Origin of the sequence: Streptomyces sp. NPDC056128 (assembly GCF_042263835.1) — a bacterium.
In the GTDB taxonomy this organism is placed as follows: domain Bacteria; phylum Actinomycetota; class Actinomycetes; order Streptomycetales; family Streptomycetaceae; genus Streptomyces.
This window is the reverse complement of record NZ_JBHJVQ010000037.1, coordinates 46,575-72,896: the sequence shown is the minus strand read 5'-3', so window position 1 is coordinate 72,896 and position 26,322 is coordinate 46,575. Positions and strand designations below refer to the sequence as shown.

The 26,322-nt window shown below is 70.6% G+C and carries 24 protein-coding genes and 1 pseudogene; 14 read left to right on the top strand and 11 right to left on the bottom strand.

Going from position 1 to position 26,322, the window contains the following annotated elements; genetic code table 11:
* Positions 1-169: 169 nt before the first annotated feature.
* Positions 170-874 carry a hemolysin III family protein gene (locus ACFC1X_RS36725; protein WP_376362823.1) on the bottom strand — a complete coding sequence of 235 codons (705 nt, stop codon included), beginning with the start codon at positions 872-874 and terminating at the stop codon, positions 170-172.
* A 286-nt stretch (positions 875-1,160) separates the two neighbouring features.
* On the opposite strand from ACFC1X_RS36725, the gene ACFC1X_RS36720 reads away from it, so the two are divergent.
* Entirely contained in the window at positions 1,161-2,981 is a 1,821-nt protein-coding gene (locus ACFC1X_RS36720; protein ID WP_376362820.1) for a phosphoenolpyruvate carboxykinase (GTP), read from the top strand.
* A 182-nt stretch (positions 2,982-3,163) separates the two neighbouring features.
* On the opposite strand, the gene ACFC1X_RS36715 is transcribed toward ACFC1X_RS36720, so the two are convergent.
* From ACFC1X_RS36715 to ACFC1X_RS36700, 4 genes are all read right to left on the bottom strand, one after another.
* Complete coding sequence (locus tag ACFC1X_RS36715) at positions 3,164-3,586, bottom strand: hypothetical protein (protein ID WP_376362817.1); 423 nt, start codon at positions 3,584-3,586, stop codon at positions 3,164-3,166.
* 65 nt (positions 3,587-3,651) lie between these two features.
* The gene (locus ACFC1X_RS36710) at positions 3,652-4,863 is read right to left on the bottom strand and encodes a pyridoxal phosphate-dependent aminotransferase (RefSeq protein ID WP_122615972.1); all 1,212 of its coding nucleotides are present in this window, start codon (positions 4,861-4,863) and stop codon (positions 3,652-3,654) included.
* Positions 4,864-4,946: 83 nt separating this feature from the next.
* Positions 4,947-6,557, bottom strand: coding sequence for an amidohydrolase family protein (locus ACFC1X_RS36705; protein ID WP_376362814.1), 1,611 nt, complete (start codon positions 6,555-6,557; stop codon positions 4,947-4,949).
* Between the two features lie 10 nt (positions 6,558-6,567).
* The gene (locus tag ACFC1X_RS36700; RefSeq protein WP_376362811.1) at positions 6,568-7,863 is read right to left on the bottom strand and encodes an amino acid deaminase; all 1,296 of its coding nucleotides are present in this window, start codon (positions 7,861-7,863) and stop codon (positions 6,568-6,570) included.
* 138 nt (positions 7,864-8,001) lie between these two features.
* On the opposite strand from ACFC1X_RS36700, the gene ACFC1X_RS36695 reads away from it, so the two are divergent.
* The 6 genes from ACFC1X_RS36695 to ACFC1X_RS36670 all read left to right on the top strand — a co-directional run bounded on the left by ACFC1X_RS36695 (position 8,002) and on the right by ACFC1X_RS36670 (position 13,950).
* Positions 8,002-9,051, top strand: a complete 1,050-nt coding sequence (locus tag ACFC1X_RS36695) for a sugar kinase (RefSeq protein ID WP_376362808.1) — start codon at positions 8,002-8,004, stop codon at positions 9,049-9,051.
* Positions 9,048-9,812 (top strand): IclR family transcriptional regulator, encoded by a 765-nt coding sequence (locus ACFC1X_RS36690; protein ID WP_122615976.1) that lies wholly within the window; start codon positions 9,048-9,050, stop codon positions 9,810-9,812. The genes ACFC1X_RS36695 and ACFC1X_RS36690 overlap by 4 nt, the downstream gene beginning before the upstream one ends.
* Positions 9,809-10,219 (top strand): RidA family protein, encoded by a 411-nt coding sequence (locus tag ACFC1X_RS36685; protein WP_114532128.1) that lies wholly within the window; start codon positions 9,809-9,811, stop codon positions 10,217-10,219. The genes ACFC1X_RS36690 and ACFC1X_RS36685 overlap by 4 nt, the downstream gene beginning before the upstream one ends.
* A gap of 129 nt (positions 10,220-10,348) precedes the next feature.
* The gene (locus ACFC1X_RS36680) at positions 10,349-11,827 is read left to right on the top strand and encodes a GntP family permease (protein ID WP_376362804.1); all 1,479 of its coding nucleotides are present in this window, start codon (positions 10,349-10,351) and stop codon (positions 11,825-11,827) included.
* 64 nt (positions 11,828-11,891) lie between these two features.
* Positions 11,892-12,560, top strand: coding sequence for a hypothetical protein (locus ACFC1X_RS36675; protein WP_376362802.1), 669 nt, complete (start codon positions 11,892-11,894; stop codon positions 12,558-12,560).
* A 67-nt stretch (positions 12,561-12,627) separates the two neighbouring features.
* Positions 12,628-13,950 carry an Nramp family divalent metal transporter gene (locus tag ACFC1X_RS36670; RefSeq protein ID WP_376362799.1) on the top strand — a complete coding sequence of 441 codons (1,323 nt, stop codon included), beginning with the start codon at positions 12,628-12,630 and terminating at the stop codon, positions 13,948-13,950.
* An 18-nt stretch (positions 13,951-13,968) separates the two neighbouring features.
* On the opposite strand, the gene ACFC1X_RS36665 is transcribed toward ACFC1X_RS36670, so the two are convergent.
* The 5 genes from ACFC1X_RS36665 to ACFC1X_RS36645 all read right to left on the bottom strand — a co-directional run bounded on the left by ACFC1X_RS36665 (position 13,969) and on the right by ACFC1X_RS36645 (position 17,962).
* On the bottom strand, positions 13,969-14,874 hold the full coding sequence (locus ACFC1X_RS36665) for a hypothetical protein (protein WP_376362797.1): 906 nt from the start codon (positions 14,872-14,874) through the stop codon (positions 13,969-13,971).
* A gap of 131 nt (positions 14,875-15,005) precedes the next feature.
* Positions 15,006-16,256: a hypothetical protein gene (locus ACFC1X_RS36660; protein WP_376362794.1), complete on the bottom strand. Its 1,251-nt coding sequence runs from the start codon at positions 16,254-16,256 to the stop codon at positions 15,006-15,008.
* Positions 16,257-16,312: 56 nt separating this feature from the next.
* The gene (locus tag ACFC1X_RS36655) at positions 16,313-16,822 is read right to left on the bottom strand and encodes a SigE family RNA polymerase sigma factor (protein WP_376362792.1); all 510 of its coding nucleotides are present in this window, start codon (positions 16,820-16,822) and stop codon (positions 16,313-16,315) included.
* 85 nt (positions 16,823-16,907) lie between these two features.
* Positions 16,908-17,099 (bottom strand): hypothetical protein, encoded by a 192-nt coding sequence (locus ACFC1X_RS36650; protein WP_376362789.1) that lies wholly within the window; start codon positions 17,097-17,099, stop codon positions 16,908-16,910.
* A gap of 11 nt (positions 17,100-17,110) precedes the next feature.
* The gene (locus tag ACFC1X_RS36645) at positions 17,111-17,962 is read right to left on the bottom strand and encodes a helix-turn-helix domain-containing protein (RefSeq protein WP_376362786.1); all 852 of its coding nucleotides are present in this window, start codon (positions 17,960-17,962) and stop codon (positions 17,111-17,113) included.
* Between the two features lie 610 nt (positions 17,963-18,572).
* Between ACFC1X_RS36645 and ACFC1X_RS36640 the strand changes: the two genes are divergently transcribed.
* The gene (locus tag ACFC1X_RS36640) at positions 18,573-18,884 is read left to right on the top strand and encodes a hypothetical protein (RefSeq protein ID WP_376362783.1); all 312 of its coding nucleotides are present in this window, start codon (positions 18,573-18,575) and stop codon (positions 18,882-18,884) included.
* Between the two features lie 115 nt (positions 18,885-18,999).
* Positions 19,000-19,698, top strand: a pseudogene (locus tag ACFC1X_RS36635) (RHS repeat-associated core domain-containing protein); the annotation flags it as partial.
* An 819-nt stretch (positions 19,699-20,517) separates the two neighbouring features.
* Here the strand turns inward: ACFC1X_RS36635 and ACFC1X_RS36630 are convergent.
* Positions 20,518-22,230: a chitinase gene (locus ACFC1X_RS36630; protein ID WP_376362780.1), complete on the bottom strand. Its 1,713-nt coding sequence runs from the start codon at positions 22,228-22,230 to the stop codon at positions 20,518-20,520.
* A 263-nt stretch (positions 22,231-22,493) separates the two neighbouring features.
* On the opposite strand from ACFC1X_RS36630, the gene ACFC1X_RS36625 reads away from it, so the two are divergent.
* The 5 genes from ACFC1X_RS36625 to ACFC1X_RS36605 all read left to right on the top strand — a co-directional run bounded on the left by ACFC1X_RS36625 (position 22,494) and on the right by ACFC1X_RS36605 (position 26,310).
* Positions 22,494-23,441: a hypothetical protein gene (locus ACFC1X_RS36625; RefSeq protein WP_376362777.1), complete on the top strand. Its 948-nt coding sequence runs from the start codon at positions 22,494-22,496 to the stop codon at positions 23,439-23,441.
* A gap of 71 nt (positions 23,442-23,512) precedes the next feature.
* The gene (gene cpaB, locus ACFC1X_RS36620) at positions 23,513-24,220 is read left to right on the top strand and encodes a Flp pilus assembly protein CpaB (RefSeq protein WP_376362774.1); all 708 of its coding nucleotides are present in this window, start codon (positions 23,513-23,515) and stop codon (positions 24,218-24,220) included.
* Between the two features lie 8 nt (positions 24,221-24,228).
* The gene (locus tag ACFC1X_RS36615) at positions 24,229-25,485 is read left to right on the top strand and encodes a CpaE family protein (RefSeq protein ID WP_376362771.1); all 1,257 of its coding nucleotides are present in this window, start codon (positions 24,229-24,231) and stop codon (positions 25,483-25,485) included.
* A complete protein-coding gene (locus ACFC1X_RS36610) occupies positions 25,482-25,907 on the top strand; it encodes a TadE/TadG family type IV pilus assembly protein (RefSeq protein ID WP_376362769.1) in 426 nt (141 codons plus the stop codon). Before ACFC1X_RS36615 ends, ACFC1X_RS36610 begins: the two co-directional genes overlap by 4 nt.
* Before the next feature lies 1 nt (position 25,908).
* A complete protein-coding gene (locus ACFC1X_RS36605) occupies positions 25,909-26,310 on the top strand; it encodes a TadE/TadG family type IV pilus assembly protein (protein WP_376362766.1) in 402 nt (133 codons plus the stop codon).
* The last annotated feature ends 12 nt before the right edge of the window (positions 26,311-26,322 follow it).

Here is a 26,322-nt window from a genome sequence, read left to right as displayed (position 1 = left end):
TCCCCCACTGCCTTAAAGGCGTGGGAGGTACCCCCAGCGGCGTTGTCGTCGGTTGCCAGGGCTCCGCCCTGTCGCCCTCCTCCGCCTTGCAGCTGCACGCACCAGACCCCGCTCACCGGCGCTGATCAGGTGCCGTTGCTTTCCTGCGACCTGATCCGCCGGACAGGCCCTAGTAGGCGACCAGCGAGATCCCCACGTAGTGGGCGATGAACGCGGCCAGGGTGAAGGAGTGGAAGACCTCGTGGAAGCCGAACCAGCGGGGGGAGGGGTTGGGGCGTTTGAGGCCGTAGATCACGCCGCCGGCGCTGTAGAGCAGGCCGCCCGCGATCACCAGGACGAGCACGGCGATCCCCCCGGCCCGCATGAACTCGGGCAGGTAGAAGACGGCCGCCCAGCCCATGGCGAGGTAGCAGGGGGTGTAGAGCCAGCGCGGGGCGCCGACCCAGAAGACGCGGAAGACGATGCCCGCGGCCGCGGCGGCCCAGATGCCCCACAGCAGCCACTCGCCCTTGGCGCCGGGCAGCAGCAGCATCGTGAGCGGGGTGTACGTGCCCGCGATGATCAGGAAGATGTTGGCGTGGTCCAGGCGGCGCAGCACGCCGTCCATGCGCGGGCTCCAGTCGCCCCGGTGGTAGAGCGCGCTGACGCCGAAGAGCAGACAGGCCGTCAGGACGTAGATCCCGCAGGCGACGCGCGCCTGGGTCGACTCGGCGAGGGCGGTGAGCACCAGGCCCGCGACCAGGACGGCCGGGAACATGGCGAGGTGCAGCCAGCCGCGCAGCTTCGGCTTGACCGGATGCGGCAGGGAGATCGCCACAGGGCCGCGGCCGTCGGCCGGCGTGTCCCTGGGCTCGTCGGGGACGGACGCAGTCATGAGCGCATCGTACCTACGGTTCCGTAAGTTACGTATCAGTACGGACGTATGACGAACGGCGAGTGGCCATCGTCTCACGGGCCCCCCTGCCCCGCACCCCCGCCGCGTGCACGTGGCGATCCTCACTCCGCTCAAGTGTGACGCCCTCTGGACAGATGGGCGCTCACGTCGGATGATCAAATGAGTGCGGTCGACACCGGATGAGCGCCCAAGAGGTCAACGTCACGCGTCCGGGTCGCAGCCCCCACGGGGCCTCCAACCAAAAACCCCTCATCTAGGAGCAATCGTGGCGCGCGACATCGCTGCTCCCCCCGTCCCCACCACCCACCAGGAGCTGATCTCGTGGGTGAACGAGATCGCCGAACTGACCCAGCCGGACGACGTGGTCTGGTGTGACGGATCCGAGGCCGAGTACGAGCGCCTGTGCGGGGAGCTCGTGGCGAAGGGCACCTTCCGCAAACTCGACCCCATCAAGCGGCCGAACTCCTACTACGCCGCCTCCGACCCCTCCGACGTCGCGCGCGTCGAGGACCGGACCTTCATCTGCTCCGCCAAGGAGGAGGACGCCGGCCCGACCAACCACTGGAAGGACCCCGCCGAGATGCGGGAGATCTTCAGCGGCGACAAGGGCCTGTTCCGCGGGTCGATGCGCGGCCGCACCATGTACGTCGTGCCCTTCTGCATGGGCCCCCTCGGCTCCCCGCTCTCCGCGCTCGGCGTGGAGATCACCGACTCCGCGTACGTCGCCGCCTCCATGCGCACCATGACCCGCATGGGACAGCCGGTCCTGGACGAACTGGGCGCGGAGGGCTTCTTCGTCAAGGCCGTGCACACCCTGGGCGCCCCGCTGGCCGAGGGCGAGAAGGACGTGCCCTGGCCCTGCAACAGCACCAAGTACATCTCGCACTTCCCCGAGGACCGCGAGATCTGGTCCTACGGCTCCGGCTACGGCGGCAACGCCCTGCTCGGCAAGAAGTGCTACGCCCTGCGCATCGCCTCCGTCATGGCCCGCGACGAGGGCTGGCTGGCCGAGCACATGCTGGTGCTGAAGCTGACCCCGCCCACCGGCGAGCCCAAATACGTCGCCGCCGCCTTCCCGTCCGCCTGCGGCAAGACCAACCTCGCCATGCTGGAGCCCACGATCTCCGGCTGGACCGTCGAGACGATCGGCGACGACATCGCCTGGATGCGCTTCGGCGAGGACGGCCGCCTGTACGCCATCAACCCCGAGGCCGGTTTCTTCGGCGTCGCGCCCGGCACCGGTGAGCACACCAACGCCAACGCGATGAAGACCCTGTGGGGCAACTCCGTCTTCACCAACGTCGCCCTGACCGACGACGGCGACGTGTGGTGGGAGGGCATGACCGAGGAGACGCCCGCCCGCCTGACGGACTGGAAGGGCAACGACTGGACGCCCGAGTCCGGCACCCCGGCCGCGCACCCCAACGCCCGCTTCACCACCCCCGCCGCGCAGTGCCCGATCATCGCGCCGGAGTGGGAGGACCCCAAGGGCGTGCCGATCTCGGCGATCCTCTTCGGCGGGCGCCGCGCCACCGCCGTACCGCTGGTCACCGAGTCCTTCGACTGGAACCACGGCGTCTTCCTCGGCGCCAACGTGGCCTCCGAGAAGACCGCCGCCGCCGAGGGCAAGGTCGGCGAGCTGCGCCGCGACCCCTTCGCCATGCTGCCGTTCTGCGGCTACAACATGGGCGACTACATGGGGCACTGGGTCGACGTGGCCAAGGACAAGGACCAGTCCAAGCTGCCGAAGATCTACTACGTCAACTGGTTCCGCAAGGACGACGAGGGCAGGTTCGTCTGGCCCGGCTTCGGTGAGAACGGCCGCGTCCTGAAGTGGATCGTGGAGCGCCTGGAGGGCCGCGCGGAGGGCGTCGAGACGCCGATCGGCGTGCTGCCGGCCAAGGGCTCCCTCGACACCGAGGGCCTCGACCTCGCCGACGCCGACCTGGAGTTCCTGCTCAGCGTCGACAAGGAGGTGTGGCGCGAGGAGGCGGCGCTCGTGCCCGAGCACCTCAACACCTTCGGCGACCACACGCCCACCGAGCTGTGGGACCAGTACCGGGCGCTGGTGCAGCGCCTGGGCTGACCTCCCGCCTCCCTGCTTCGCGGCCGGTTCGACTAGCCCTGACCAGTGAAGTCGTCACGAAAGCCGGCCGCGATGGGGTTCTTCCCGCTCCTGTAGCTCGATGTCCTGGAGCCGGGCGGACACCCCGCTCGGGCCGGGTCCCCGCACAACGGCGTGCGATGGACCCGGCCCTTCGGCGTACGTTACGAGGCCGACGCGTACCGCGGGGCGAGGGCGGCGGCGTGCGCGTCCATGCGCTCGGCGGTCAGGATCGCGGCCGCCGTGTCGGCACGGGAGGCCGCCACCACCAGGGCCCGGCCCGCCAGCGTGTGCGCGCGGCGGTGCAGGACCGGCGGGTGCGGCTCGGGGCGGGCGGTGGTCACCGGCACGCGGACCGGCGCCCGGCCTCCGCGCAGCCGGGTCACCTGCTCGGCGAGCCGCTCGGCCGCGGCGTCCAGGTCGGCGGCAGGGGCCAGCGCGCGCAGCTCGTCCGTGACGGCGAGCAGGGCCGCGAGGTGGCCGGCGAGCTGGATGTCCAGCTCTTCCTCCCGGGACCGGTGGGGGAAGTCGGAGGTGGTGCCGGCCGTCGTGCTGTGGACCGACTTGCTGCGGATCGCTTCGTACATGGGACGGCCTCCTGATTGCTCCAGGAAGCCATCCTACATTGGAATCAATCTAAAGTTGAGAGAACTCAGGGCTGGCTGTAGCCCTCCAGGAAGTTCCCGATCCGGTCCACCGCCTCGCGCAGGTCACCGGCTGTGGGCAGCGTCACCACCCGGAAGTGGTCCGGCTCGGGCCAGTTGAAGCCGGTGCCCTGGACGACCATGATCTTCTCCTGCCGCAGCAGGTCCAGGACCATCCGCCGGTCGTCCTTGATCTTGAAGACCTTGGGGTCGAGCCGCGGGAAGAGATACAGCGCGCCCTTCGGCTTCACGCAGGTCACGCCCGGAATGCTGGTCAGCGCCGCGTGCGCGGCGTCCCGCTGCTCCCGCAGCCGCCCGCCCGGCAGCACCAGCTCGTTGATGGTCTGCCGCCCGCTGAGCGCCGCGACCACACCGTGCTGCCCCGGCATGTTGGCGCACAGTCGCATGTTCGCCAGCACGGTCAGGCCCTCGATGTAGGACTCGGCGTGCGCGCGCGGCCCGGAGATCGACATCCAGCCGACCCGGTAACCGGCCACCCGGTACGCCTTCGACATGCCGTTGAAGGTGAGGGTGAGCAGGTCGGGGGCGATCGCGGCGGTCGGGGTGTGCGTGGCCTCGTCGTACAGGATCTTGTCGTAGATCTCGTCGGAGCAGATCAGCAGGTTGTGGCGGCGCGCGATGTCGGTCAGGCCGCGCAGCATCGCCTCGTCGTAGACCGCGCCCGTCGGGTTGTTCGGGTTGATGATCACGAGCGCCTTGGTGCGGTCGGTGATCTTCCGTTCCACATCGGCGAGGTCCGGCATCCAGTCGGACTGCTCGTCGCAGCGGTAGTGGACCGCCGTGCCGCCGGAGAGCGAGACGGCGGCCGTCCACAGGGGGTAGTCGGGCGCCGGGACGAGGACCTCGTCGCCGTCGTCGAGCAGCCCCTGCATCGCCATCACGATCAGCTCGGAGACGCCGTTGCCGATGAAGACGTGCTCGACGTCCGTCTCGATGCCGAGGGTCTGGTTGTGCATGACGACCGCGCGGCGGGCGGCCAGCAGACCCTTCGCGTCGCCGTAGCCGTGCGCCGTCGAGACGTTGCGGAGGATGTCCTCCAGGATCTCGGGCGGGCACTCGAAACCGAAGGCCGCCGGGTTGCCCGTGTTCAGCTTCAGGATGCGGTGACCGGCCGCTTCCAGCCGCATCGCCTCCTCGAGCACCGGGCCCCGGATCTCGTAACAGACGTTGGCGAGCTTGGTCGACTGGATCACCTGCATGTCCGTGAGCTTACGACCCGGTTACGTTCCATGGGTCGTGTTATCCGCCACTTGAGACGGGCGGTATGGGCGGGTTTGGTCACTCACCGGGGACTCCGCCGCACCGAGCGCCCCGCCAATACGTCCGTACGCCTCCCCTCCGCCATCACGAACCGCCCGTCGACCAGCACGTACGGGATGCCGGTCGGCAGCACGCGCGGGTTCTCGTAGGTGCTGCCCGCCGCGACCGTCGCCGGGTCGAAGAGGACCAGGTCCGCCCGGTACCCCTCGCGGACCAGACCCCGGTCCGGCAGCCGCAGCCGGGCGGCCGGGCGCGAGGTGAGGTGGGCGACGCACTCCTCCAGGGAGAGCACGCCCAGCTCGCGCACGTAGTGGCCGAGGTAGTGCGGGAAGGTGCCGTAGGCGCGCGGGTGCGGCTTGGTGCCCTGGAGGATGCCGTCCGAGCCGCCGGTGTGGACGCGGTGCCGCATGATCGCGCGCACGTTCTCCTCGTGACCGACGTGCTGGAGGATGGTCGGGGCCAGCCGGTCGGCCAGCAGCAGGTTCCTGGCGACCGTCCACGGGGCCTCGCCGCGCACGGTGGCCGACTCCATGACCGTGCGGCCGACGTACTCCCCGAGCCCCGGGTCGCCGGTGCCGGAGATCTCGATCCTGTCCCACTCGATGGGCACGCCGTGGCAGCCGTCGGCGCCGATCTCCTCCATGTGGTGCCGGATGCGTTCGGCGGTGTCGTCGTCCGACAGCCGCTTCATGATCTGCTCCGGGCCGCCCTCGCTCGCCCAGCTCGGCAGCATCGCCACGAGGGTGGTGCAGCCGGGGGTGTAGGGGTACGTGTCGAGCGTGATGTCGGCCCCGGCGGCCAGCGCCTCGTCGAGCAGCGTCAGCAGCTCGGGGGCCCTGCCCTTGTTGACGCCGAAGTTCATGGTGGCGTGCGCCAGGTGCAGCGGGCAGTCCGCCTCCCGGGTCAGCTCCACCATCTCCTCGTACGCCTGGAGCGCCCCGGCGCCGTACGAGCGGTGGTGCGGGCAGTAGTAGCCGCCGTACCCGGCGACCACCCGGCACAGCTCGGTCAGCTCCGCGTCCTTCGCGTACATGCCGGGCGTGTACGTCAGCCCGGACGACATGCCGACCGCGCCCTGCTCCATGCCCTCGGCGACCAGCCGCCGCATGTGCTCCAGCTCGGCGTCGGTCGCGTCCCGGTCGTCCCAGCCCACCGCGAGGGCGCGGACCGTGCCCTGCGGGATCAGGTACGCGGCGTTCACGGCGATGCCCCGGTCGAGCCGGTCCAGGTACTCGCCGACCGACCGCCAGTCGAAGTCGATGTCGTCGCCGGGACCGTTCCACCCGGCGATCGCGCGGCGCACCTCGCCGAGGGTGCGGTCGTCGACCGGCGCGTACGAGAGCCCGTCCTGGCCGATGACCTCCAGGGTGACGCCCTGCGCGGCCTTGGCGCTGTGGTCGGGGTCCCGCAGCAGCGCCAGGTCGCTGTGGGCGTGCATGTCGATGAAGCCGGGAGCCAGGACCAGGCCCTCGGCGTCCAGTTCGCGGCGCGCCTCGGGGCGCTGGCAGCCGGCGGCGGCCGCCTCCTTGACGATCGAGACGATACGGCCGCCGTCGACCACGACGTCGGCGCGGTAGGAGGCGGCGCCGGAGCCGTCCACGACCTCCGCGTCCCGGATGACCAGCTCTTCCATGTGCCCTCCTTTAGAAGAACGTGCGGATGTACTCGACGACCGTCCCGTCCGCCTCGGCGACCGGGATGAGCTGCCACTTGTCGAAGGACGTGCAGGGGTGGGACAGGCCCAGGCCCAGCCAGTCCCCGACCGCCAGCTCCGCTTCCGGGGCGGTGCGCAGCCAGGCGTGCTGGTCGGACAGGCCGGTGACCGTGATGCCGGTGGCCGGGCGCTCGGGCCCGCCGTCCGCGGGGCGTACCACCTGGGCGAACGGCAGGTCGAGGTCGTACGCCGCGTCCCGCTTGCCGGCGTTGGCGAAGGCCTGCTCGGGGGAGGGGCGGGAGACCACCTGGGTCCACAGCCGGAACGCGGGCTCCAGGGTGCCCTCGGCGGGGACGCGGTTGAAGGGGGTCACCTCCCGGTAGTGCCCGTCGTCGTGGGAGACGTAGGCGCCCGAGCGCAGCAGCTTCAGTACGGGCAGGGACAGGCCGGGGACCTCGGCGAACACGTCGGCCACCGCGTCGAACCAGGCGCTGCCGCCCGCGCTCAGCACGATCTCGTCCAGGCCGCCCGCGCCGAACCGTCCGGCCTTGTCGAAGTCCGCCGCCAGCGCGACCAGCCGCCGCAGCCAGGCGTGCACGCGCTCCGGGTCGGCCTCGGGCACCTCGCCCTCGTACCCGGCGACCCCGGCCAGCCGCAGGGTCCGGGTGCCGGCCACGGCGTCGGCGACGGCCGCGCAGTCCGCCTCCGTGCGCGCCCCGGTCCTGGCCCCCTCACCGGCGGCCAGCTCGACCACGACGTCCACCGGGCGGGCGGCCCCCGCGTCGGTGAGCGCCGCGTCCATCAGCTCGACGCCGCGCACGGAGTCGACGTAGCAGACGAAGCGGAAGTCCGGGTCGGCGTCCAGCTCGGCGGCGATCCAGCGCAGGGCGGCGGCGTCGACCAGCTCGTTGGCGAGGAAGATCCGCCCGACGCCGAAGGCGCGCGCCACCCGCACCTGGTGCGGCACGGCCAGAGTGATGCCCCAGGCGCCGTGCTCGATCTGGCGGTGGAAGAGCTGCGGGGCCATGGAGGTCTTGCCGTGCGGCGCGAAGGCGAGGCCGTGCCGGGCCGCGTACGTCTCCATCAGCGCGAGGTTGTGCTCCAGGCGCTCGGCGGAGAGGGCCAGCACGGGGGTGGCGAAGCCGTCGGTGAAGAGGTTGCGGCGCTGGCCGGCCAGCTCGGCGACGGTCAGGCCGTCGGCGTCCGGCGGGAGGCCCTTGAAGCGGTGGTCGACGTGCTCCTCGGCCAGACGGGCGAGGGCATCGGTGCCGGTTTCGAGGGCCATGGAGCCTCCATGAGTTGCAGTGTTGCATTGTGTGCAACGGTCATTGCGTATGTCGCTTACTGGTGTCTAACATCTCGGCCAACGCGGGGTCAACGGATCCCCCGAGACCCACAGAGCCGCAAGGGAGCCCCCACCATCGTGACCGCCACCGGACCCACCAGCACCGCCCCCGACGTCGTGGACGTCGTCGCGCTCGGCGAGTCCATGGTCACCTTCCTGCCCTCGCGGGCCGGGCGCCTCGCCGACGTCCCCTCCTTCGACCGGGCCATCGGCGGCGCCGAGTCCAACGTGGCCTGCGTGCTCGCCGCCGCCGGACACGCCACGCGCTGGGCCGGCCGGGTCGGCGCCGACGGCTTCGGCGACCACCTCGTCGAGGCCATCGGCGCCTGGGGCGTGGACGTCTCCCTCGTCCGCCGGGACCCCGACCGCCCGACCGGGATCTACTTCCGCACCGCCGGCGACCGCGCCACCGACGCCCACGAGGTGGCGTACTACCGGGCGGGCTCGGCGGCCTCCGCGATGTCCGTGCACACCATGGACCTCGACGCGCTCCGCTCCGGACGCGTCCTGCACGTGTCCGGCATCACGCCCGCGCTCTCCGCCGACTGCCTCGGCCTGATGCGCGAACTCACCGCCCGGCGCCCCGGCCGCTCCCTCGGCCCCCTTGTCTCGTTCGACGTCAACCACCGCCCGGGTCTGTGGCGCGAGTCCGGGGACGGCCCCGAAGTACTGCTCGAACTGGCCCGCGGCGCCGATATCGTCTTCGTCGGCGAGGACGAGGCCTGGGGCCTGGGCGGTCCCGAGGCCGTGCGCGCCGCGCTGCCCGAGCCCGGCCTCCTCGTCGTCAAACAGGGCGCGACCGGCGCCACCGCCTTCCACGGCACGGAGGTCACCTCCGTCCCCGCCCTCACCGTCGACGTCGTCGCCGCCGTCGGCGCGGGCGACGCCTTCGCCGCCGGGTTCCTCTCCGCCACCCTGCGCGGACTGCCCGTGCGCGAGCGGCTGCGCCACGGCCACCTCATGGCCGCCGCCGCCCTCACCGTCCCCGGCGACCTCGCCACGCCCCCCGCCCGCGACCACGCCGACCGCCTCGCCGCCCTCGACGACGCGGCGTGGGGGAGACTGCGTCTCGGCCCCGGCTGGACCCAGGCCGGCGACAGGGCCGACGAGGAGGCACGCACACCATGAGTCAGACCGTCGACCGCGCGCTCAGCATCCTGCCGCTGCTCGCCGAGGGCCCCGCGGACCTCGGCCGGGTCGCCGACCGCCTCGGCGTGCACAAGTCCACCGCGCTGCGCCTCCTGCGCACCCTGCACGACCACGGCTTCGTCTACCGCCAGTCCGACCAGCGCTACCGCCTCGGCGCCCGGCTCATCTCCCTCGCCCAGGAGGCGATGGAGAACCTCGACGTCCGGGAGATCGCCCACCCCCACCTCGTACGCCTCAACGAGCAGGTCGGACACACCGTCCACCTCGCCGTCCACGAGGAGGGCGAGGTCCTCTACATCGACAAGGTGGAGAGCCGCTACCCGGTCCGCATGTACTCCCGGATCGGCAAGCCCGTCGCCATCACCGTCGCCGCCGTGGCCAAACTGCTCCTCGCCGACCTCCCCGAGAACGAGCGCCGAGCCGTGGTCGAGCAGCTCGACTACCCCATGTACACGGCCCGTTCCACACCGAACGCCGACGGCTTCCTCAAGGAGCTGGCCAAGGTGCGCGAACAGGGCTGGGCCACCGACCTCGGTGGCCACGAGGAGTCCATCAACTGCGTCGCCGCGCCCATCAGGGGCGCCGACGGCAGAGTGGTCGCCGCGATGTCGGTCTCCGCACCGAACGTCGTCGTCACCGCCGACGAACTTCTCACCCTGCTCCCGCTGGTGCGCCGTACGGCGGACGCCATCAGCGGCGAGTACTCCGGCAGGACCCCAGTCAAGGAAGTCACCACATGACCGACAAGATCGCCCTCACTCCGGCCACCCACACCACCCCGCCGGCCAAGTTCTCCCACGGTGTCCGCAAGGGCAACATCCTCCAGGTCGCCGGCCAGGTCGGCTTCCTGCCCCACGAGGAGGGCAAGGCCCCCACCCCGGCCGGCCCGACCCTGCGCGAGCAGACCCTCCAGACCCTCGCCAACGTCAAGGCGATCCTGGAGGAGGGCGGCGCCTCCTGGGACGACGTGATGATGATCCGCGTCTACCTCACGGACGTGGACCACTTCGCCGAGATGAACGAGATCTACAACGCGTACTTCGCGGAGCAGGGCCTCACCCAGCCGCCCGCCGCGCGCACGACCGTCTACGTCGGCCTCCCCGCGGGCCTGCTCATCGAGATCGACGCGCTCGCCGTCCTGGGCTGACCCTCCCCCTCGGCCCTCCGCGTTCCCGAACCGCCTGTCGCACGGCACGGCGCTCCCCGACCCCAGGGGGCGCCGTGCCGCGCCCCGCCCTGCCCGAAAGCACCATGTGTTTAGCCAGAGGACCCCCGAATGTCCCATGTGTCCCTCCAGCTCGCCGCCGCCGAGACCCCACCGCACACCGGCGGTCTGCTCACCCTGATCGACGGCACGGCGGGCCTGCTGACCGTCGCCGCGATCGGCATCGTGCTGCTGCTCTTCCTGATCATCAAGGTGCGGCTGCAGCCCTTCGTCGCGCTGCTCGCCGTCTCCATAGCCGTCGGCCTGCTCGCCGGCCTCTCGGTCACCGAACTCTTCGGCACCGTCCAGAAATCGGACGCGGTCTCCACCATCGAGTCCGGCATGGGCGGCATCCTCGGGCATGTCGCCATCATCATCGGCCTGGGCACCATGCTCGGCGCGATCCTCGAAGTCAGCGGCGGCGCGCAGGTGCTGGCCTCCCGCCTGCTGGGCCTCTTCGGCGAGAAGCGCGCCCCCCTCGCGATGGGCCTCACCGGTCTCATCTTCGGCATCCCGGTCTTCTTCGACGTCGGCATCTTCGTCCTCGCGCCGATCGTCTACGCCGCGGCCAAGCGCTCCGGCAAGTCGGTGCTGATCTACTGCCTGCCGCTGCTGGCCGGCCTGTCGATGACCCACGCCTTCCTGCCGCCCCACCCCGGGCCGGTCGCCGCCGCCGGGCTGCTGAAGGTGGACCTCGGCTGGGTGATCCTCATGGGCATCGTCTGCGGCATCCCCGCCGTGCTCGCCGCCTGGGTGTTCTCCGCCTGGATCGGCCGCCGCATCTTCGTGCCCGTCCCGCAGGACATGGTCGAGGCCGCCGACGAGGCCAAGCAGGCCGTCATCGCCGAGCAGCGCGAGTCCGGCGTCGTCCCGCACGAGAGCCCGGTCGCGCTCGGCACGGTCCTCGGCATCATCGGCACCCCGCTGGTGCTGATCCTGGCCGCGACCTTCTCCTCCATCGCCCTGGACCCGTCCACGCTCCGCTCGGTGATCGAGTTCTTCGGCAGCCCCTTCGTGGCTCTGACCATCGCCTTGCTCCTCGCGTACTACCTGCTGGGCATCCGGCGCGGCTGGTCCCGCAAGTCCCTGGAGACCGTCTCGACGGCCTCGCTGAAGCCGGTCGGCAACATCCTGCTGGTGGTCGGCGCGGGCGGGGTCTTCGGCGCCGTCCTCAAGGGCAGCGGCGTCGCCCAGGCGCTCTCCGACACCTTCAACGACGTCGGCCTCCCGGTGATCGTGCTCTCGTACCTGATCTCCCTGGTGCTGCGGGTCGCGCAGGGCTCGGCGACCGTGGCCATCGTCACGACGGCGGGCATCGTGGCGCCGCTGCTGGCGGAGGGCGACCACTCGCAGGCGTTCGTCGCGCTGGTCATCATGGCCATCTCGGCGGGCTCGATCTTCGCCTCGCACGTCAACGACGGCGGCTTCTGGATGGTCGCCAAGTACTTCGGCATCAGCGAACGGGACACCCTGAAGACGTGGACCGTCCTGGAGAGCGTGCTGTCGCTGGCGGGCTTCGCGGTCGCCGCGGTCCTGAGCCTGTTCGTGTAGGCGTCTGATAACGAAGTCGGGGCCGACTGTGTCCGGCACAGGTTTGTCGACCATACTGCCCGCTGTGGAGCAGCGCAGAGGATCGAGCAGCCAGCCCCTGGAAGGCGCCGGATTCGACCCGGCATTCATCCCCGGGCTCACCGCGCCCGTGTCCGGTGAGCCGGAGGACGTGAGACGCGACAAGGCGGACGCGGACGCCGGCGCGGAGACCGGGGTGGAGGCGGACGGCGTCGCGGACGCCGTACCGCCCGCCCGGGAATCCGCCGAGGACTCCGCGGAAACGGACGAGGAGGAGGCGGCGGCCCCCGTGGACGGCCCCGTCTTCGAGGCCGCCGACCGCCGCGCCCGGATCGTCGCGGACCACAAGGGCGTACGTCTCTCCCTCGACGACCAGAGTTGCGAGTTCCGCTGGGACGAGGTCGGCGCCGTGGAGACCGAGACGGGCCGCTTCGGCAAGCGGTTCACCGTCACGGTGCACACGCCGGACCGCCGCTGGTACCCGATCGAGATCGAGGCGACGTCCCGGAGCCGGTTCGCGGAGTGGGAGTCGGCCCTGGACGAGGTCCTGGACGCGTACTTCGAGGACGACGAGGCGGAGTCCGAGGCCGAGTCCGAGGCGAAGGAGGACGCCGAGCCGGACGCGAAGACGTCCCTCGCCAAGTCGGACGCCAAGTCGGACGCCAAGCCGGACTCCAAGTCCGACGGAAAGCCCGCGGCGGACGCCGAGGAGTAAGCGCATCGAGTGAAGATCCGCGCACGCCCTCTTGTCCGACCGGCGGCCATGGGCTTACTTGACCTTCATGGCGGACATCACGGGCAACACCAGAGACACAGGCGTGGCGGGCGCGGCCGACTCGGCTCCCCGTAAGTCCAGTTGGCGCTACATCGGCCCCGGCATCGTCGTCGCGGCGACCGGGGTCGGCGCCGGCGACCTCGTGGCCACCCTCATCGCGGGCAGCAACTTCGGCTACACGCTGCTGTGGGCCGCGGTCATCGGCTGCCTGGTCAAGATCTCCCTGGCCGAGGCGTGCGGCCGGTGGCACCTGTCCACCGGGACCACGATCTTCGAGGGCTGGGCGAGCCTCGGCCTCTGGACCACGTCGTTCTTCGCGATATACGCCGTGATCTGGGGCTTCGTCTACGGCGCGGCCGCGATGTCGTCCAGCGCGCTGCCGCTCCAGGCCCTCTTCCCGGACGTGATGGACCTCGAATGGTGGGGTATCGCCTGCGGTCTGGTGGGCCTGGTCTTCGTCTGGTTCAACAAGTACAACGTGTTCGAGAAGGTCATGACGGTCCTGGTGGGCGTCATGTTCGTCGTGACCGTCTACCTGGCGATCCGCGTCACCCCCAACCTCGGCGACGCCTTCGCCGGCCTTCTCCCGGTCCTCCCGGACGAGAAGGACTCGATCCTCAACACCCTCGGCCTGATCGGCGGCGTGGGCGGCACCATCACGCTGGCCGCGTACGGCTACTGGGTCAACGCCAAGGGCTGGACCAACACCGGCTGGATGAAGGTCATGCGCCTGGACAACCGGGTCGCGTACGCCACGACGGGCATCTTCGTCATCGCCATGCTCTTCGTCGGCGCGGAACTGCTGCACTCGGCGAACATCGCGATCGCGAGCGGCGACAAGGGCCTGATCCAGCTCGGCGACATCCTGGAGCAGGAGTACGGCACGGCCACGGGCAAGCTCTTCCTGATCGGCTTCTTCGCCACCTCCTTCACCTCCCTGATCGGCGTCTGGCACGGCGTGAGCCTGATGTTCGCCGACTTCCTGGCCCGGCAGCGCGGCGAGCGCGAGGCACGCGGCGACGAACTGGCCTCGGGCCGCCGCGAACGCTCCTGGGCGTTCCGCGCGTACCTGCTCTGGCTCACCTTCCCGCCCATCGTCCTGCTCTTCCAGGACGAGCCCTTCCGCCTGATCATCATCTACGGCGTCCTGGGCGCCGCCTTCATGCCCTTCCTCGCCCTGACCCTCCTGTGGCTCCTCAACTCCGCCCGCACCCCCCGCGAGTGGCGCAACGGCTGGCTGAGCAACGGCATGCTGGCGATCGCGGGCCTGCTGTTCCTGGTCCTGTGCGTGAAGCAGGTCTGGGACCAGCCGTGGGCGGAGTTCTTCTAGAGGCGGCGCAGGGGGCTCCTATTCCATGGTCATGTCCGCCCCGAAGACTTCACCCATCGAGGAGAAATTACCGCCCTCCGACTGCATGCCCTTCTTCTTGGTCATCGGAGAGAACGCGCTGGTCTTTCCGTCCGCCATGTACGACTTCAGGTAGGCGGACTGCCCGTTCCTCTTGGCGTTCGCCAGGTCGATCAGGGGCTGGTAGTCGGCCTGCGTGACCGCGTTCATGATTGCGAAGCGGTCGGCCTTCCCGGCCGCTTCGTGGAGCGCGGCCACGGCGCGCTCCGCCTTCTTCTTCCCGTCCGCGTCGAGCGGGAATTTGGCGGGCACCGAAAGCCTCGCCACGGAGCCGCTGCTACCCGTTTCCGAGACCGCCGCGCCGTCTCCGACATTGAAGTTGACGGAGATGACCTGGTAGCTCTGCTGCTCAGCCTGGGCGAGGAAGCCCGGCGACTGCTGGTCCGCGTCCGTGATCCCGCCGGCCTTCGAACCGGTCGGGTTGCCCCAGGCGGCCTGCGGGTTGCCCGTGCCCACGCCGATGAACAGCAGTACCTGCTTGCCCGCGTCCTGGGCCTGCGCCATGAGTTCCTTCACCCGGACGGCGGTCTCACCGAGCAGCCGGACATCGTCGTCGCTGAGCCCGCCGCCAAAGCCCTCTGTCTGGCCCACGGGCGTGTTCAGCACCTGCGGGGCCCGCTGCACCGTCGGTGTGGCCGCCCTCTGCAGCGGTAACGCGGAACCGGCGAACTGCCGTTCACTGGCCCCGGAGGCGATCGTGCGTGCCACCGCCTCGTTCCCCGCGTCGTTCTGCAAGGTCCGCAGGAGGGCCTGCGGACCGTCGCTCCGGACCGCCGGTCGGCTGCCCGCCGGTCGGCCGCGCGTCTGGCCCGAGCTCTGCGAGAGGTGTTCGTCACGGCTGTGCACGGCGGGTCCTTCCACAGGGGCCGGGAGTCAATCGCTCATTGTCCGTGGCGTCGGGCGGCCGGCAAGCGGTTCCGGGGCATGGGGGAGGGCAGGGTCGGCTGCCCTCCTCGATCCCCGGACACGCACCTCCGCTAGCGCAGCCCGTCCCACTCCTCGCTGAGCGCGATCTCCCGCAGCTGCTCCATGGACAGCGCGGGAGTGTCGCGGGTGGCGGCATCGTTCTGGTCGCCGGTGTTGAAGGCGCTGATGACCACGCGGAAGCCGTCCGGCCCGGCGCGCAGTGTGTCGGCGGTCCACATCACGACGCCGGAGCCGCCCTTCTCGCCGGGGCTCTGCCGGGTGGCGACGCGGGTGCCGTCGGGCAGGGTCTCGCCGTCGCCGTACAGCTCGTCGGCGGCCTTGCCCATGCCGTGCTGCACGTTGATCTGGACGAGGCTCTCGCCCCGTCCGTCGTCCACGACGACGTACGCGTAGCCGGACTCCTGCCCGCCCTGCGCGACGACGTTCAGCTTCTTGGGGAGCAGCCGGGCGAGGGTGCCGGCGACGGCCTTCCCGGAGGCCGCCCGGGGCCGCTCGGTGCTCGGTGCGGCCGACGGCCTGCGGGGCTCCGGGATGGCGTCGGCCACCTGGCGCCACACCCCGGCGGTGACGATCCCCCGCAACTGCGCGGTCGTCAGGGGAGGTTCGGCACGGCTGACCGGGGCGCCCTTCTGGGCGGGGGAGTTCCACTCGGACAGGGTGACGTAGTGCCCCTCGGCGGTGACCAGTTCGGCGGTCCAGAGCTTGGTGTCCGCGCGGCGGTCCGGGTACTCGTAGCCCCGGTACAACCGGAGCAGCGAGCCGTCGGCCAGCCGGTCGGTGACGCAGTCGTCGTAGTCCCTGAGCTTCTTGTCGGGGCACTTCCCCACGTCGCGGACCCGGTCGCTCCCCGGCCGGAGCCGCTCGACGCCCAGGGAGATCGCGGCGGCCCCGGCGCTGTCGTCGAACACGAGCGCCGCGGTCGGTCCGGGCCAGTCGTGCGTCCCCCTGGCCTCCTCCTGGCTGGTCACGCCCTTGGGCAGCTGAGCCTTGAGTTCCCGCAGCAGGGCGTCGCCCGAGTAGGCGGTCGTGGCGGCGGTCGGAGTGCCGCTCGAGGCGACGCTGGACCGCGCGGGCCCGGCCGGTTCGTCCACGGGCAGGACCAGAACCCCGCCCACCCCGGCCAGGGCGACCCCGGCCACTCCGCCCACCACGGCCGTCCTGCGTCGCAGCAGCGCCCGCCGCCCCCGCACCCGCCCGGCGGTGACGAGGGCGCCCCGATCGGTCTCGAAGCCGTCACCGGCGTCGCGCAGGGCGGCGGAGAGCCGGTCCTCGAACGCATCCCGGCCATGTTCCTGGGGCATGGCGAAACCACCCTTTCCACGAGGTGAGACGAACCGAACGGCAGCCGTCGCGGCTCTCAAGGTCTGGCGTACTCCGACAGGTCCTCGCCCAGCAGCTCCCGCAGCCGCCCGAGCGCCCGCGAGCACCGGGTCCGCACCGCCGCCGAACTGACGCCGAGTACGTCGGCGGTCTGCTCGACCGACCGGTCCTCCCAGTACCGCAGGACGACGACGGCCCGGTCCTTGGCGGGCAGCCGCGCGAGCGCGTCCAGCAGCGTCAGCCGCAGCGACGCGTCCCCGTCACCGGCGCCCGGCAGATCGGGGAAGACATCCGTCGCCCGCTCCCCGCTGCTGCGCCGCCGCTGATGGGCGAGGAAGGCCCGCGTGAGCACGGTCTGCGCGTACGCGGCCGGGTTCTCCACCCGCGCCACCCGCCCCCACCGCAGGTACAGCCGGCCGAGGGTCTCCTGCACCAGGTCCTCGGCCAGATGCGTGTCCCCGGCGGTGAGCAGACAGGCAGACCGGTACAGATGCCCGGCCCGCGCCCCCGCGAACTCGGCGTACTCGTCCGCCCGCCCCTGCCTCATGAACACGTTCCCCCGGCCCACCGCTGTAGTGAACTGCCTTCACCTCATTGATGCGGCGAACCCCGGAAAATGTTTCATACGAATCTCACAGCAGGTGGTCGGCCTTCCCCGCCTTGATGTCGAGGATCATGCGTCGGAGGGCTTCCCGGCTGTCGGTAAGGGCGGCGTCCTCTTCACCGGCTATGGCGATGTAGGCGTTGCCGGTGGCGTCGGTACCGAGGCGGAAGCAGGAATTTCCTTCGCCGCAGAAGGGCTCTTCCCAGATGGCGTTGCTCATCGAGCATCTCCTCACAGATCGTTGGCGATTGCGCGGATGAAGTCGCGCGACGCCGCCGGCGACAGGGCGATGCGGTCCATCCAGTCCAGGTGGGCACGGTACTTCGCCAACTGAGCCTCGGCGTGGAGGAAGTCCGGCCCGTGCGAGCTGTCGACCTGCACCGTGTCCAGCTGTGTCACCGGCCCTTCCGCGTACAACACGGTCTGTCCTGCGCCGGGGAAGGCACCGGCGGCGAAAGGGATGACCAGGAGGGTCACGTGGTCCTGCTCAGACACCCCCAGCACGTGACGCAACTGCGCCTTGGCAACTTCGCGCCCACCGAACTGCATCCGGAGTGCCGCCTCGTGCACGATGGCGACGAACGGCGTCGCGTCGGCGCCCTCCAACACGCGCTGACGCGCGACGCGGTGGGCCAGACGCAGGGCAGCCTCGTGCTCGGGCAACTGCGGGATGACGACGCGGAAGACGGCCATGGCGTGGTCAGAGGTCTGCAACAGCCCCGGAATGTGCATGGAGTAGGCAGCACGCATGCGCACGGTGTGCGCCTCCAACTCCGCGATGTCCAGCATCCCCTGGGGCAGGGACCCGCGATACCTTTCCCACCACCCCCGCCGGCCGGGTGCGGCCATGTTCACCAGGGCCTCGACGTACTCCGCGTCCGGGCAGTCACAGTTGCAGGCCAGGGTGCGCACCCCCTCCGGGCTGATCGCCCGTACTCCTGACTCGATGTGCGAGATCGTGCCCCGGTCCACTCCCAGCAGCCCTGCGGCGAACTCCGCGGACATGCCCGCCGACGTGCGCACGCGACGGACCTCGATCCCCAGCCGCTTCTGACGTGCTGTGGCAGACGCCCTCGCTCCCATGCCGCTCCCTCCACTTCGCAGTGGGCAAGTCTGCCGCCGGGCCGACCCGCTACCCACGAACGAGCGCAATTTTTACCGACGGGTGCCAAATTAGGCACGGAGCCACCGACCGCCCGCCCGACGAAGGCCTCACCATGCCCGCACACCGCTGCCCCGCCGCCCCCGCCTATCCGGCGGATCCGACACCCCCGATCCCCGAAACCCTGGCCTACAGCTTCACGCTCCCCGCCGCACTGGCGAGCCCCGCCTTGGCGCGGGCGACGACGCGGGAGGTCCTGCGGGCGCACGGCCTGGCGGACATGCTGAACCCGGCACTGCAAACGGTCGGCGAACTCCACCCCCCGCCACACCAGCCCCCCACCTGGCCACCGCCTGCGACACCCGCCGCCGCGCCGCCCTCCGCCTCCTGGCCTGCGTCTGCCGCGCCTGCGACGGCACATGGGGCTTCGGCGAGGCGAGGGAGCCCGGCGGCGTACGGGGCGCCTTGACGACGTAGGTCACAGTCGATCTTTACTCGCCCTTGAGGATGCCCATACCTTCCGCAGACCCGCCCTCACTACGGTCGACGAGTTGGCATCTGCACAGGGTGAATCACGGGGGAGGGGCCCGCATGGCGGACCTGGCGAAAGAGGCCGCGTCGCTGCACAAGGCGGCGTCGGGGCTGCGTGCGGTGGGGCACCACACGGCGAAACCGTTGCAGGAGTTCGAGTCGGCGTCGCACGACCTGTCCGCCCTCGGCGCCCTGGGTTCGCTCCTGGGCGCGAAGGGCGACATCGAGGAGGGCATGACCACCCTGGCGGAGCTGACGAAACAGCTGGACGAGGAGTGGGAGACGGAGGCGAAGTTCATGGGCGACGTCTCCGACGCCTTCGATCTGCTGGACGTGCTACTGACGGCCGCGGCGCGGGCGAAGAAGGGCTGAGCGGGGCGAGGCTCTCGGCAAGGGCCTGAAGGCCCTCAAGCCCGCCGACCTGGCCAAGCTCAGCAAGGGCCTCAAGCTGAACTGCGCCGCGTTCGAACGCCTGAGACTCAACCCGCACGACGCCCTTGGCCGCATCGTGCTCCGCCAGAAGGCCCGATTGTCGCGCCGACCGGACACTTGGCGCTACGAATGGGACGCAGAGGACCGCTTGACGTCGGTGGTCACTCCTGACGGTACCCGCTGGCAGTACACGTACGATCCACTGGGCCGCCGTACGGCCAAAATCCGACTCTCCGATGACGGCGCGACGGTCGTGGAGCGCGTCGATTTCGCATGGGACGGTACGACGCTGTGCGAGCAGACGACGACATCCGCCGAGGCGCCGAATCCCGTCACGCTCACCTGGATGCACCAGGGGCTGCACCCCGTGGCCCAGGCCGAGCGCATCACAGCGGCGGACGCACCGCAAGAGGAGATTGACAAACGCTTCTATGCAGTGATCACCGATCTGATCGGTACTCCCGCCGAACTCATCGATGAGCAGGGCGAGGTCGCTTGGCGCGCACGTAGCACGCTCTGGGGGACAACCGCTTGGCCCGTGAACAGTACCGCTTACACGCCCCTGCGATTTCCTGGTCAGTACTACGACCCGGAGACCGGGCTCCATTACAACTTCTTGCGGCACTACGATCCGGAGACGGCTCGATACGTCACTTTCGACCCCCTGGGTCTCGAACCTGCCCCCAACCCGGCTACTTACGTCCACAACCCACATACGTGGGTCGATCCTCTGGGTCTCGCGCCGGCCTATGAAGCTGGGAAGCGCCTTCCTGAGATCAACGTGGGGAAGGACAAGGACGGCAAAGTACCCTTCGATTCCTACGAGCAAGCCAGAAACAGGGCCCTGGACATTCTCGGTGACATAGATCCGCACACACGCGTTCCTTATGTCAGTCGTCTCGGGAATTCCGCAGCCCATGGTCGAGTGGTCGGGTTCGAGACGCGGGTCGGCGGGGAGTGGAAGCAGTTCCGTGTGGACTACGATCCGGTGAAGGGGCCAGCGCATCCTGAAGGAAAACTCCTAGTGGGGATGTCCACGGTGTACGGAACGGGGAAGGCTCGTCTGGCAGACCTGCTGGAAAGCCTGGACCCCGACGAGCGCCGTGCGTTCATGGTGCTCGACGAAGCAGAGAACGAAGTATTTGAGGGCCTGAGTCTGCGCAGGTTCCCGCGTTCGGCCTGGGCTGGAATCGACTGGGGGCGTTGCGGGAATGTGGAGGAGGCCTTCACTTCGGGAGAATCGGAAGCTGCGGAACTGATCGCGACCTGGCTGTCCCGGGTGTCGGCACAGAGGTCTCTGGTGGTGGCGTTGTGGGGGAATCTCGCGGTGCCCGCTGTTGCCATGACTTCGGCAAGCGCAGCCGCACACGCCGAAGAGATCCTGTACACCAGCGACGACGTGTGGCTGTTCGCCGCTGACGAGGGTGTGCTGATCGAGTACCTCCACGACGGGCATCTGACCATGGGAAACGTACCCGTCTGACAAAGAAGGCGGCTCGAGGGTGCTCTGCGACGGCCCTGTGTCTCACCCTCGCCCACCTCCCGGCGGGCGAGGGTGAGAGGTCAGCCGCCCCTAGGGCAGCCCATGCACATGCGGCCCCACCGTGTTCGACCACGCGTTGCCCGCCGTCGCGTCCCAGTTCGTGGACCAGGTCATCGCGCCGCGCAGGGCGGGGTACGTCTTCGACGGCTTGAAGGAGCCGCAGTTGGTCGCCTTCGTGAGGCAGTCCAGGGCGGCGTTGACCACCGACGGGGCGACGTAGCCGCCGCCCGCCGCGCGGGTGGAGGCCGGGAGGCCGAGGCCGACCTGGGACGGGTCGAGGCCGTTCTCCAGCTGGATGCAGGCCAGCGCGGTGAGGAAGTCCACCGTGCCCTGGGCGTAGACCTTGCCGTCGCAGCCCAGCATCGTGCCGCTGTTGTAGTACTGCATGTTGACGACCGTGAGGATGTCCTTCACGTTCAGCGCCGTCCGGAAGTAGGAGCCCGAGGTGGACTGCATGTCGATCGTCTGCGGGGCCATCGTGAGGATCATGTCCGGGCCCGCCTTCGCCGACAGCGCGCGCAGGGCCTGCGTCATGTAGGTCGCGTTGAGGCCGTTCTCCAGGTCGATGTCGACGCCGTCGAAGCCGTACTCCTGCATCACGGCGTACACCGAGTTCGCGAAGTTGGTCGCGGAGGCCGAGTCGTTCACCGAGACGGTGCCCTTCTCGCCGCCCACCGAGATGATGACCTTCTTCCCCGCGGCCTGCTTCGCGCGGACGTCCGCCTTGAACTGGTCGACCGTGTAGCCGCCGAGCCCGGCCGAGTCGAGGTTGAAGGTCACCGCGCCCGGCGTCGTGGTCGCGTCGGCGAAGGCCACCGCGATGATGTCGTACGCGGCCGGCACGTCGGAGATCTTCTGGACCGTCGCCCCGTTGTTGAAGTTCTGCCAGTAGCCGGTCACCGCGTGCTTGGGCAGGTCGCCGCCCCCGCCGCCCTGCTCCGTGGTCCGGGCCGTCACCGCCGCCGACTTCGCGGACTCACCGGCCGCGTTGACCGCCGTGACCTGGAAGGAGTACGACGTCGACGCCGCGAGGCCGGTCACCGTCGCCGACGTGCCGGTCACCGCCGTCACCTTCGTACCGCCGCGGTAGATGTTGTACCCGGTGGCGCCCGACACCGCGTTCCAGGCCAGCGACGCCGTCGAGGACGTCGTACCGGAGACGCTCAGGCCCGCCGGGGCCGACGGGACCGTGGGGTCGGGGTCCGTGCCGCCGCCTCCGTCGGGGCCGAAGACGGACAGGTCGTCCACGTGGTAGGCCGACTGCCCGTACCAGCCGTGCGTGTACACCGAGACCGAGGTCGTCGAGGAGCCGGTGGTGAAGGTCGTCGTCAGCTGCTTCCAGGAGGCCGAGTCCGGGGTCCAGGTGGACACGTCCGTCGTGCCCGTGCCGGTCACGCCGAGGTAGGAGTACCCGCCCTGCACCCACGCGCTCAGCTTGTACGTCGAGTTGGGCTTGACCGCGACGCTCTGCGAACAGCGTGCGTTGTCCTGCCCGGCCGGCGTGGCCTTCAGCGCGGCGGAGCCCGTGCGGGCGGGGGAGGAGACGGTCGTACCGCTGTTCGCGGAGCAGGTCCAGTTGGAAAGGCCGGCCTCGAAACCGGCGTTCTTCGCGTTGTTGACGTCGGCGGCGGACGCCTGGCCGACGGCCGTGACCGAGAGGGCGAGCGCGGCGGTGACGGCTCCCGCCCAGAACTTCGTCCGTCTGCCGAGCCGTCTGCCGAGCGGTCTGCGTACGGGCTCCACTGGGGCCTCCGGTGGGGGAGTGGGGACGTTGACGTACAAGTTGGTCCAGACCAATTGAGGTGTCAAGAGGTAGGTCCGGACCAGCCTCGCCGCCCTGTGGAAATGCTCAACCTGCCCCGGTTTACTGCACCTTGTGCAACATAAGTTGTTCCAGAGCAACGGAAACGCTGTTCTCCGGTCACAGACGCGTGGATACAGTGCTCACGTAGTCACGCAGTGAAGTCATCCGGGTGTGCCGGGGCAACGCCGGCGGCCCGACGGGCATGGGAGACGGGGAGCCGGGCGTGCCAACTGCCATCGCCGTGACCAGTGCCGACATGGCACTGCCGCCGCAGGACGAACGGACCCTGCCCGCGGTCGTGCTCCAGGACGTCGACCAGCGCCCCCTGGAGCACGTGCTGGCCGAGTTCCAGTCCCTCCTCGACCAGTACGGGCACGTCATCGTGGTGTGCTCGCAGGCCGCCCCGGCGAGCGTGGAGCGACGGCTGCACACCGTCCGCGGCCTCCTGGAGAGCGACCGCATCGCCCTGTTCCGGCCGTCCCTGCCACCGCTCGGACTCGCCGTGCTGGCCCGGCAGTTGCGCCAACTGGCCTCCTGCGACCTCAGTCCCGGCGTGCTCGCCTCGGCCGGCCGCCTCCTCACCCACTACATCCACGCCGGCGCCCTGCTCGGCTCCGTCGCCCGGCTCGACCGCGTCCCGGTGGGCCTGAAGACGCACGCCAGGTCCTGGATGCCCGGCAGCCAGTTCGGGGTCGTGGCCCACCCCGTGCCGCAGCTCGTGAGGATCGGACCCGAAGCGGGCCTGGACGGACCCGAGTTCGGCACCTGGCTGCTGGTCGCCAAGGGGCAGCACCCCGCCGACTGGGTCACCGGCACCCTCGCCCCGTCCTGGCGCGTGCAGGGACTGCGCGAGATGCCGCTGCCCGCCGAGTCGCCCGGCTGGTGGGGGACCGGCCGGCTGACCGAGTTCTGCGCCTACCTGCCCGACCTCTCGGTCCTCTACCAGCTGGTCACCTCGGTGCGGCAGAGCGTCTGCCACTGGTGCGGCATCGACGTCATCGGCGACCGCTGCGTGTTCTGCTCGGCCACCCCGCCCGTCTACGACGCCCCCGGCGGCAAGGCTCTGGGCCGCGGCGCCGATCCCGCCCTCGGCCACCGCCGCGATCCCGCCCTCGGCCGCCGCCGTGAGAGACGGGCTCTCACCGGGTAGGTCCCCAGCGCCCCGTCCGCCCCGCCATCCGATCCGGTCCGACCGATTCCCCCAATGAGGTTGCACGGCTCATGAACTCCCGTCAGCGCCGCGGCATCATCCTGCTGATCCTTTCCGTCCTCTGCGCCCTCGGCGCGTTCGCCGGCGTGCTGTCCGTCGTGAACGACGTGAAGTCCAAGGTCGGACCGGAGGTCGCCGCGTACCGGCTCAAGTCGGACGTGGAGCCCTACACGCCGCTGAGCGAGGGGCAGTTCGAGGAGATCGAGATGCCGGAGCGCTGGCTGTCGAAGAACGCCGTCACCGACCTCGACCAGGTCCGCGGCAAGATCGCCGTGACGAGACTGAAGGCGGGCTCGCTGCTCCAGACCGACATGATCGTCGACCAGCCCGCCCTGCGGCCCGGGCAGCAGGAGGTCGCCATCATGATCGACGCGGCCACCGGCGTGGCCGGCAAGATCACGCCGGGCTCGGCCGTCAACGTGTACGCCACCTTCGAGGGCGAGCGCGAGGGCGCCCCCGACCAGTCGAAGATCATCGTCACCAACGCCCGGGTCATCGACGTCGGCGAACTCACCTCACTGGAGCCCGACGAGAACAGCCGCGACCGGGAGCCCACCGACGCCGTCCCCATCACCTTCGCACTGTCCACCATCGACGCCCAGCGCATCACCTACGCCGAGTCGTTCGCCCAGCGCGTCCGGCTCGCGCTGGTCGCGCCCGGCAGCGACACCACGGTCCCGGACAAGGACCGGACGTACGAACTCGCGAAGGACAAGTGAGAGCCCGTATGGCCACGAGGATCCTCCCCGCAGTCGGCGACGTGGACGCCGTACGGTCCCTCACCACCCTGCTCAGCCAGCTCCCGGACGCCGAACCGGTCGCCCCGGTGGCCGACTCCACCCAGCTCGTCGACACCCTCGCCCGCCTCGCCGCCGAGTCGGTCGACGAACTGCCCGAGGTCGTGATCGTCCACGAGCGCATCGGCCCGGTGCCGGCCCTGGAACTGATCCGCGAGGTCGCCCTCCGCTTCCCCGCCGTCGGCGTCATCCTCGTCACCTCCGACCCCGGCCCCGGCCTCTTCCAGGCCGCCATGGACTACGGCGCCCGCGGCCTGGTCGCCCTCCCGCTCGGCTACGAGGAACTCGCCAGCCGCGTCCAGGCGGTGGCCCAGTGGTCGGTGGGCGTACGCCGGCACCTCGGCAGCGGCGGCGACGTGTTCACCGGCGCCGGCGGCACCGTCGTCACCGTCAGCGGCGCCAAGGGCGGCGTGGGCACCACTCTCACCGCCATCCAACTGGCCCTGGCCGCACAGGCGTCGGGCCGCCCCACCGCACTGCTCGACATGGACCTCCAGGCCGGCGACGTCGCCTCCTTCCTGGACGTCCAGTTCCGCCGCTCCGTGGCCGACCTCGCCGCCATCACCGACCTCTCCCCGCGTGTCCTGGCCGACGCCGTCTTCCGGCACGACAGCGGCCTCGCCCTGCTGCTGGCCCCCGGCGAGGGAGAACGCGGCGAGGAGGTCACCGACCGCGCCGCCCGCCAGATCGTCGGCGCCCTGCGCCAGCGCTACGAGGTCGTCGTCATCGACTGCGGCGCCCAGCTCGGCGGGGCCGGCGCGGCCGCCGTGGAGATGGCCGACACCGCGCTCCTGGTCACCACCCCGGACGTGGTCGCCGTACGGGGCGCCAAACGGGCGGTGCGGATGTGGGACCGGCTCCAGATCCGCAAGGCGGAGGAGACGACCGTGGTCGTCAACCGGCACACGCGGGGTACGGAGATCCAGCCCCAGCTGATCCAGCGGATCACCGGCACCGCGATCGCGGGCACCGCCGTCCCCGCCAACTTCAAGGAACTCCAGGGCGCCGTGGACGCCGGCCGCGTCCACGAACTCGACTCCCGGAGCACGGTGAAACAGGCCCTGTGGGCCCTCGCCGGCGAACTGGGCCTGGTCAGCGCACCCGAGGAAGCCCGCAAGGGCCACGGCCGCTTCCGCGGCGACCGGGGTGCGGCGAGCTTCCGGCGCCGGAAGGACGGTGCGGGATGAGCGGGTTACGGGGCGGATCGGATAGATCAGACGGATCGTGCGGATCGTGCGGATCCCGGGACTCCGGTCAGGTGACCATCGAGTTCCTCGGCATGATCCCGGCGATCGTCGCCACGCTGGTGGTGCTGTGGCAGCTAGTCCTCGTGGGATACACGTACACGCTCGCGGGGAATGCTGCGGACGAAGCGGTACGGGCGGCCACGGCGGCCGACCGGGGGGCGAGGCAGGGAGCCTGCCAGGACGCGGGCCGGGACAAGCTGCCGGGCGCGTGGGAGGGGGGCGCCGGAGTGGACTGCGGCACCGCGGGCGGCTACGTCACCGCCGACGTGCGCATCGAGGTCCCCATCCTCTTCCCGGGCACCGTCAGCTTCCCGTTCACCGTGCACGGGCACGCGGGGGCGGTCGAGGAGGAGGACGACTGAGATGGCGTGCTCCAGGGGCTCGGGCGGCGGGCGAGCGAGGGGCCGGGACCGGAACCGGGGCTGGGGCAGGGACCGGGGCCAGGCGGCCATCGAGTACCTCGGCTTCGTCCCGATCCTGATCATCGTCGGCATGGCCGTCGTACAGCTGGGCCTGATCGCCTACACCGCCCAGCAGGCCGGCACCGCGGCCCGCGCCGGGGCCCGCAGCGCCTCGCTCCAGGAGAGCGCCCAGGGCGCCTGCGCGGCGGCCGTCAGCAGCTGGCTGGCGGACGGTACCGACTGTCCGCCCTCGTACGGCGGCGACGAGGTGACGGTCACCGCCACCGTCGACATCCCCTCGATCGTCCCCGGTTGGGACTTCGACCCCGCCACCCGGACGGCCACCATGCCGCTGGACCACTGACCGAGGAGCCGA